Annotated in this window: 9 protein-coding genes; 4 read left to right on the plus strand and 5 right to left on the minus strand. The window is 49.8% G+C overall.

Annotated elements, in window-relative coordinates; translation table 11 throughout:
• Positions 1-15: 15 nt before the first annotated feature.
• The 3 genes from ACJMM9_RS12340 to ACJMM9_RS12350 form a co-directional block, all read right to left on the minus strand.
• Positions 16-507 carry a dihydrofolate reductase gene (locus ACJMM9_RS12340; RefSeq protein ID WP_405327422.1) on the minus strand — a complete coding sequence of 164 codons (492 nt, stop codon included), beginning with the start codon at positions 505-507 and terminating at the stop codon, positions 16-18.
• Between the two features lie 43 nt (positions 508-550).
• Positions 551-1012, minus strand: a complete 462-nt coding sequence (locus ACJMM9_RS12345) for a 23S rRNA (pseudouridine(1915)-N(3))-methyltransferase RlmH (protein ID WP_405327425.1) — start codon at positions 1010-1012, stop codon at positions 551-553.
• Positions 1013-1180: 168 nt separating this feature from the next.
• Positions 1181-1909: a metallophosphoesterase gene (locus ACJMM9_RS12350; RefSeq protein WP_088639445.1), complete on the minus strand. Its 729-nt coding sequence runs from the start codon at positions 1907-1909 to the stop codon at positions 1181-1183.
• A gap of 446 nt (positions 1910-2355) precedes the next feature.
• Here ACJMM9_RS12350 and ACJMM9_RS12355 point away from each other — a divergent pair, with 446 nt between their 5' ends.
• Genes ACJMM9_RS12355 through rpiA form a run of 3 tightly spaced genes read left to right on the plus strand, consistent with a single transcriptional unit; the run spans position 2356 to position 4086 of the window.
• Positions 2356-2721, plus strand: a complete 366-nt coding sequence (locus ACJMM9_RS12355; protein ID WP_405327427.1) for a helix-turn-helix domain-containing protein — start codon at positions 2356-2358, stop codon at positions 2719-2721.
• Between the two features lie 46 nt (positions 2722-2767).
• The gene (locus ACJMM9_RS12360; RefSeq protein ID WP_088639444.1) at positions 2768-3397 is read left to right on the plus strand and encodes a peptidylprolyl isomerase; all 630 of its coding nucleotides are present in this window, start codon (positions 2768-2770) and stop codon (positions 3395-3397) included.
• A complete protein-coding gene (rpiA, locus tag ACJMM9_RS12365; protein ID WP_012819869.1) occupies positions 3397-4086 on the plus strand; it encodes a ribose-5-phosphate isomerase RpiA in 690 nt (229 codons plus the stop codon). Before ACJMM9_RS12360 ends, rpiA begins: the two co-directional genes overlap by 1 nt.
• Before the next feature lie 138 nt (positions 4087-4224).
• Here rpiA and ACJMM9_RS12370 read toward each other — a convergent pair whose 3' ends face one another.
• Together ACJMM9_RS12370 and ACJMM9_RS12375 are read right to left on the minus strand one after the other, a co-directional pair.
• Positions 4225-5124 carry a hypothetical protein gene (locus tag ACJMM9_RS12370; RefSeq protein ID WP_405327431.1) on the minus strand — a complete coding sequence of 300 codons (900 nt, stop codon included), beginning with the start codon at positions 5122-5124 and terminating at the stop codon, positions 4225-4227.
• A 67-nt stretch (positions 5125-5191) separates the two neighbouring features.
• Positions 5192-5500 carry a type B 50S ribosomal protein L31 gene (locus tag ACJMM9_RS12375; RefSeq protein ID WP_012820063.1) on the minus strand — a complete coding sequence of 103 codons (309 nt, stop codon included), beginning with the start codon at positions 5498-5500 and terminating at the stop codon, positions 5192-5194.
• 96 nt (positions 5501-5596) lie between these two features.
• On the opposite strand from ACJMM9_RS12375, the gene ACJMM9_RS12380 reads away from it, so the two are divergent.
• Positions 5597-6181, plus strand: coding sequence for a hypothetical protein (locus tag ACJMM9_RS12380; RefSeq protein ID WP_405327434.1), 585 nt, complete (start codon positions 5597-5599; stop codon positions 6179-6181).
• Positions 6182-6470 lie beyond the last annotated feature (289 nt).

Below are 6470 nucleotides of genomic sequence, written 5' to 3' on the forward strand. Positions count from 1 at the left end.
AAAAGCAATAGAATCTTATTTTTTTCGTACCCAAATTTGAAAAACGGTCGGAAAATCGTTTTTTTCGTCAGCCTGGAACGGTTCTTCGCTGACTTTTTCGAAGTTTCCCTCCCATTCCGGGAAGAAAACATCGCCATCTACATGCGACAAAACTCTCGTCAAATAGAGCTTTTCGACCTGCGGTATCGCTTCACGGTACACGGCGGCACCGCCAATGATAAAGCACTCCGTCTCGCCTGCGGCGCGGGCGGCCTCGATCGCCTCACCGAGCGACGAGCAGACAATGCAGCCCGGGGCCTGAAATTCCTTGTTTCGGGTGAGCACGTAGTTCGTGCGGTTCGGGAGCGGACGGCCGATATCGTCGTAATTCTTGCGACCGAGGATGATGGCATGCCCTGTGGTAATCGCCTTGAAGCGCTTGAGATCCTGCGAAAGGTGCCACGGCAAGTGCCCATCGCGCCCAATGACATTGTTTTCAGAAACCGCTACAATTGCAGAAATTAACATCTTTCGTCTCTCGTCTGTAGGTGCGCAGCACCGTTCTTTCGTCTCATCGGTGATGATACGGGTGGTTTTGCATGACCATCTGGACGCGGTAGAGCTGTTCCACCGTGATAATCCTCGCGTGATCATGGGTAAAAGTCAACGGAGAAAGGCTCAACAGCAAGTCGGCCGACTTTTTCAAGTTCTCGTCGATGCCGTACGCAGAGCCAATCAAAAACACAATATTTCCCGTAAAGCGGGCCTGTAACGCATCGGCAAGCTTCACCGTCGTCATGAGCTTCCCTTCTTCGGAGAGGATCACTCGGCGGTACTCGTTACGCGGGAATTTTTTCTCGAAAAGGGCGGCTTCCTGGGCAAGCGCCTGGGCGTGATCGTCAATTTTCGATTCCTTGAGTTCAACAACTTCAAGAGGCATCGCGGAACCGCGCAAACGCTTCACATACTTTTCCACCTCATCCGCAATGAACGGGGAACCAGCACGGCCGAAAACTGCTAAAATCCATTTCATGGTTAGACGAAAGACGAAAGACGAGAGACGAGAGAATTCAAATAAATACGATGAATATCACGTTCAACAATATTCAAAGCTAAACATTTTTTCTTACAACCAAATCTTGTCATTTACACCTCTTTCGTCTTTAGTCTGTAGACTCGCAGAGCCGTTCTCTCGTCTAACCTATCTCCCAACCGATAGTCGGTCAATCAAGAACGAGGGCATTCCCTGCTTTTTCATGCGGTTCTGCGTCTCGCGAATGTCGTATTCCACGCGGATGAGCCGTACACACTTGGTCTCGGTATCAAGCAGGCACCAGCAGGCTCTCGGGTCGCGGTCGCGTGGCTGCCCCACACTGCCGACGTTCACCAGCAAGCGTTCGGTATTCGCAATCACGTACTCGTACTCATCAAGAATTTTCGGAATCGCCAAAGGACGGCTTGCAATGATGACCGGGCTATGCGTATGCCCCACAAAGCAGTAACGCTCCGAGAAATGGTCAAAAGCGTTCAGCGCATCCTCGAGATCGGTCACGTAGACCCAATCTGCCGGAGACAAGGGCGACGCATGCACAAAGCAAATATCGTTTTCTTCGTGAATATACGGAAGCGAGCGGATAAACGCCACAGACTCCTTGGAAAGGTTCTTCTGGGTCCATTCAATCGCCTGCTTCGCATACGGGTTGAAGCCAGCGCTGGATTCGTACCGTACCGCCACACTGTCGTGGTTTCCGATCAGGCACACATCCATGTTCTCTTTAACCAAATTGACGCACTCATCGGTATCGACGCCATATCCCACAATATCACCAAGGCATATTCTCCGTTCAACGCCGTTATCGTGCATAGACTCAAGGACAGCCTTGAATGCCGTGGCGTTGGAATGGATATCTGAACAAATACCGTAAAGCATACCTGTAATTTAGAAAAAAAGAAATATGAAAGTCTTACACCGCTATTGACAAATAGGGATAATACGCCTTGATTTGAAAAAAATGTTGATAATTGCAATCGGTTGTTTGCAAAATTCGATTACTTCTCGTATTTGAGTGTTTTATTTGATAGTTTTTAATCCTTAAACAATTTAACCCTGTTGATAAATAATCAAAAACTGATTATATTTAACTATGTACAATGTGACCTTAACCAAGAAAGCGGATCGTTCGGCGAGAACCATGCCTAGAGCGGTGCAAAACAAGCTGAAGGCTCTACTACAATCGCTAAAGGTTTCCGGACCTATACAACCTCTTTTCTGGCATTACTCGAAACTTGGCGACAACAAGTATCATTGTCACATCGCCTTGAACTGGGTCGCTTGCTGGACATGTGAGAATGGGTCGATAAATATTGAGGTATACTATGTTGGCAGTCGTGAAAAAGCCCCATATTGAAATTCGTGCGAAACACATCCCTGCTCCGCTTGTCAGATTCCTAAAAGATACCTACAAGCCTGAAAATGTGGCGGTCTGCAAAAACGAGGATTCGATTCCCTTCGAAGAATCCGATTGGTTCAAGAATCTGGACTCAACCCCCGGAGAAATGATTGTCGCAAACCGTGATTTGCGAAACTGGTCTCAAGTCACCCTAGCCGAAAAACTCGGAATTCAGGTTCAGAACCTCTGCGCCATGGAAAATGGACGCAGAGCGGTATCCCGCAAGATGGCCATAAAGCTCGGTGAAATTTTCGGAACAGATCCTGCAGCATTTTTTGATTTTAGCAAATAGAGAAAGCGCCCGTTTGTAGAAATAATTTTTCTATCTTTGGGCACGTATGGTAGTCATCCAAGACAAGATGAAGGTGAGCATAGCCTACACCCTCAGAGAAGGCAAGCGAATTCTTGAAGAAGTTCCCGCCACCCAGCCGTTCGTGTACATCCACGGATACAACAACATCATTCCCGGACTTGAAGACGCATTGACGGGGCGTCGTCTGGGCGAAAAGTTTACAGTGAGCATTCCGGCGAATCTCGGTTATGGCGAATACCGCAAGGACCTAATCCTCACAGTCCCGAAAGAAGAACTCCGCGACGTCGGGGAACTCTGGCTCGGCATGGAACTCGAAATGTACCAGGATAACGATATCCGCGAATTCCAGCTGCCGGACACCGCCGAAGAATTTGTGAACGACTTGAACCTTGACGATGACGACGATCAGTGCGACGGCATTTACACCATCAAGGAAATTCTCGAAGATACGGTCATTGTAGACGGGAACCACCCGTTTGCAGGCAAGGACTTGACTTTCAATGTCGAAGTCATAGACATCGTCGAAGCTAGCTTCACCGAACAGGAATCCGGATTCCCGGACGAAGACGATTACGACGGCTACGATAACTATGACAGTTACGACAACCGCATGGGCGACGACAACTTTGATTCAAACGAAAGGAGATGGCGCTAATGGCATCGATGGATGAACTCAAGAAGGCTGCAGGTGTTCGCGCCGCAGACATGATCAAGGACGGAATGATTGTCGGTCTCGGCACAGGCAGCACGGCGGCCCACATGGTGAACCGACTCGCCGAACGCATCAAGACTGAAGGCATCCACGTGACGGGCGTTTCGACCAGCTGGAGCACCACGCTCCAATGCCGTAGCCTCGGCATCCCGCTCAAGGAAATGGGCGAAGTGAGCCACCTCGACATGGTGATCGACGGCGCCGACGAAATCGACCCGAACCGTAACCTCATCAAGGGCCGCGGAGCCGCACACCTCCTCGAAAAGATCGTCGCCTCCATGACGGACAACTACGTGATCATCGCGGACAGTGGCAAGGCCGTGCAACAGCTCGGCACCAAGTTTGCCGTACCTCTCGAAATCATCCCGGGCGCCATCGCCGTCGTGACCGAACGCGTGAAAAAGCTCGGTGGCGAAGTCAAGGTCCGCATGGGCGCTCCAGGCAAGGACGGTCCAGTGATTAGCGATTCCGGTAACCTCATCGCCGATGCAAAGTTCGCCCCCATCGCAGACCCGGACAAGCTCGCCCGCGATCTCGAACACATCGTAGGCATCGTCGGACACGGCCTCTTCATTAACATGGCCACAAAGGTCATCCTTGCTGACGAAGCCAAGGGACTGATTGAATTCTAGTCAATAGTCATTAGTCAATAGTTTTAGTTTGGCGACTTCGTCGCGGACTCCGTTTTCCAACGGAGTTTTTCGTTTATACAAAAAAACTGCACGACCTTCTGGCCGTGCAGCTTTTATATTCAAGCTATTTTCGAAAGCTTACTTGGCTTCGAAATAGTAAGTCTGGACCGTCTTTCCGTCCTGGGAGAGCTGGATAATCTGCTTGCCCTTCGGAAGTTCGCCAGTAATCTTGAAGAGGTTTTCAGCAACGTATTCGACCTTGAGATCGGTTGCCTTGTCCTTGACCGGGAACACGCCCTTCGTTTCGCCTTCGCCAAAGCCCTTGCAGTCCTTGTGAGATGCGATCGGAGCAACGACAGCCGGATAGGTCTTAGCAATGAGCGGAGTCGTCACAGAAGATGCGTTACGGAAGAACACTTCGAGCTTGCCTTCAATGACGCGCGGTTCAGGGAGGTTCGTAACAGCAGATGCGACCTGAGCAGGAGCGGCCTTCTTAGCCTTCTTGCCCTTCTTGCCTTTCTTCTGGACACCAATCTTTTCAGCAATGCTTGCAGTAGAGCTACCAGTCTGCTGCGGCATCGTCAAGCGGTAACCGGCAATGGATTCATTGCAGTTCGTGGAGTAGACCACCCACTTGTTATCGATCTTGAGCGGGCCTTCCGGAGTGCCCTGGTACAGACCCGGATCAACCTGGGCGCTGTAGATGTAAAGAATGAGAGAAGCGTTCGGATTCTGTTCCGTCGTTTCAATCTTCATACGGGTCTTCACATACTTAGAACGACCAGCATAAACTCTATAGGCACCAACCGGAACCTTGACAAACTTAAACTTACCCTTGCGGAGTTCCTGGTTGAATTCGTACTTCTTGGAAAGAGTGGTGTAAATCGTGGAGTCCATACCGACAGTCGGCATTTCCAGCGGCTTGTTGGTGAAAGCATCACGAACTTCGCCTTCGATGGTTCCAGTCTTACCGCTATCGCAAGCCGTCATAGCAAGGGCGATGAAGGCAGCGGCACAAATGCTAAGTTTCTTTTTCATTTTGCGTCCTCAGGGTTAAATAAGAGAAAAGCCTCCCTAGTTAGGGAGGCCCCAAAATTTAAGAAGATTAAGCTTCTTCTTCAGCCTTGACCGGAGCAGCCTTGCGAGTCTTGCGCTTTGCAGAGGTGATGTTAGCACCGCCGCCATAACGCTTGTTGAAGCTGTCGATACGGCCAGCCGTATCCACGCGATGCTGCTTGCCCGTCCAGAACGGATGGGTATCAGCAGTGATTTCCAAAGAAATCACGTTATATTCAACACCATCGATAGTCTTCTTTTCGGCGGAAGACTTCGTGGAGCGGGTGATGTATTCTTTACCCGTATTCGCATCGACGAACACGACCGGTTGATAATTAGGGTGGATACCTTCTTTCATTATAAAACTTCCTGTGAAGTAATTGTTGAGAGCTATAATTTAGTTGTTTTTTAGGATTTTGGCAAGTTGCAACCTCATTTTTAGTATTTTTATAGCATGAAATCTTTATTGCTGCTTTTTCCGTTACTTTTGATTGCCTGCGAAAACGACCACCCGACTGCCAAGATTGTCGAGGTGAACAAGCGCATGGTGCTCGAAGAATGGCCTGACAGCAACTATATAGCCTCGCTGGACTCCATCTTGAAGCTCGAACCGGTCAAAAAAGGCAAAGACACCGCCGACGTGAGCCTCAAGATGAACGCGTTCAAGGCGCCGACATTCAAGCTCCCGCCGTCCGTCACCGGAAAGAGCACGAGCCGCAAATCCGGGCTGAGCAAACCGCCAAAACAGGTCAAGCAGGCCGCAGAAGCCTCCAAGCCAAGCAACAACGCCGAAAATTTCGTAGCCAAGTTCTCGAACGCGCTCTCCGCCTTGCAGTCCGATCCCTCGAACAAGAGTCTTTACAAGGTCGTCACCGCTAACGATGGCGAAGACCTGTTCAAGCTCCTCCGCAGAACATACGGTGCAGGCACTCAGAACCTCCCCCGCTTCTACGTGCTCTCGGCCCTCCAGTCCGTGAACCCGGGCGTCATGCTCGAGCACCTCAACGCCGGCGACAAAGTCCGCGTTCCAAAATTGTAATAGACAACGGTTAGGTTAATTAGGAAATAGGCTTGCAAGCAATCCTGCGTCACTCGCCCTATACATTAGTCCTAATTCATACTTCCTAACTCCGAATTAAAAGAGCGTTTTCACCCCGAAGCCAAGGACACCGTCCAAATAATCGCACATATTGGAAGCAATTATTATTGCTGTTAGTGAGATATTCTATCAAAAAACAAACGAATGACAAACAGAGTGAGAATATAGCGTCGGCCAAGGTATTTTCTTCGCAGTAGTGTGCAAAACGAGTGTTGCGACGGGCTGCTTG

This window comes from Fibrobacter sp., from assembly GCF_045112255.1.
Classification (GTDB): domain Bacteria; phylum Fibrobacterota; class Fibrobacteria; order Fibrobacterales; family Fibrobacteraceae; genus Fibrobacter.